1 protein-coding gene is annotated in these 1,518 nt (G+C 67.4%); it reads right to left on the bottom strand.

The window, feature by feature from the left end; all coding sequences use genetic code 11:
- Positions 1-495: 495 nt before the first annotated feature.
- The coding region (locus I6U14_RS08075) for a cation:proton antiporter family protein (RefSeq protein WP_296898328.1) at positions 496-1,518 on the bottom strand (1,023 nt) is incomplete at its 5' end.

Below are 1,518 nucleotides of genomic sequence, written 5' to 3'. Positions count from 1 at the left end.
CTACCCCCGGGGGACAGCGGGGGCGGCAGCGGACCCTCCGCGCCTCGGTGGACGCCCTCGAGCCCCCAGCCAAGCAGCCCCAACACCATCCCCGAACTCTGGGTCGGGCCGGCGGCGGGGAGCGCACCAGGCCGCGCCGACACCGACAAACGTGCCGTCAAGACCGATGAACAGGGTTCACGCCTGCCAGCGCCTGAGGCTAGGCTTCCAACATCAAGCGCACGGCTGCACGGCTCTGCGCTTTCGTCGCCGTGACGCGGCCACGACCAGCAAAAAAGGTTCAACGCGCGGCCGAGCCCTATTCGGCTAGGTCTGTTCGCCGAGACTCCTGCGATTCGACACGGCATCGAGCGGCGGCGGCGAGCAGTTGCGGAGTTCCAGCTGTTATGCCGGGTCGGTCAGTTGGGCTCCGCAATGATCGGTCCCTAGCTGTGCGTCCTTTGGCGGCCAAGATTGGCCGCTTTTTTTTGGATCGCGGCGGCGCGTCGCCACCTCTCAGCGCGCCCCGGCCGGGGCATCCGCCCTGTCAGCACCAGATGTATCGATCTCGTTTATCGCAAGCGTCGCCTCCGAGCACACGTGCTGCGCCAATCCCGCGCCGGCCTCGGCGTAGAGGTTGAACACCTGGTGGACGCCTGCCGCACGGAGCGCCGCTTCATCGTCGGGAAACTTGGCAATGGCACCGATGGTGCCCTCGAACCCCTCCTTGAGGAGATGCTCCGCGGCGAAGACGTTCTCCGAGGCCTGGGGCATGGCCAGCAGCACCAGCTTGATGTGGCCGTCGTCCAGGTGCAGGCGGTGCCAGAAATCCGCGTCCGTCGCCGAGCCCTGCACGACATTGCGCCCCGCCGCCTGTTGCCGGTTCACCGAATCCGGGTCGGCATCGACACCCACCGGCCTGAGCCCCCGCTCCTGCACCAGGAAGTCGTAGGCGCCACCGCCGATGCGGCCCATGCCGAGGATCATCGCATTCGCATCACCCGGATCGATCTCCACCTCCGCCGGGATGCGCTGCCGCCGCTCCTGTCGGCGCAGCCGGCGGCTGAAGAGCTCGTAGATGACGTGTGACTGGCTGTTGACCGGCGAAGAGACGACAAATGAGAGTGCGAGTGTGATGGCGATAATGGCAAGCCAGTCCGGCGGCAGCCAGTCATTCTTGGCGGCGACAGCAGCGACGATGAGTCCGAACTCGCTGTAGTTGAACAGCGCCAGCGCGCCCAGCAGGGCCGTGCGGGCACGCAGCCGGAACGCCAGCAACAACTGCTCGAACAAGAAGCCTTTCAGCAGTAATGCGACCAGCAACAGGATGACCACCGGCGCCATGTCCAGAGTGGGCGTCGCTGCGACACCGATGCTCAGAAAGACTCCCACCAAAACCAGATCCTTGAGGCCGAGCAGCGCCTTGGCCAGCCCGCCGGCCCTTGGACGGGACGCCACCACGACACCCCACCGCACTCCCCCCCCGCCCCCCCTGCCCCCCCCCAGCACCCACACCCCCCCCCCCCCCCAACCCCCGGC

The organism is Thiohalocapsa sp. (assembly GCF_019695415.1).
GTDB lineage: Bacteria > Pseudomonadota > Gammaproteobacteria > Chromatiales > Chromatiaceae > Thiohalocapsa.
This window is presented reverse-complemented; position numbering and strand designations above follow the sequence as displayed.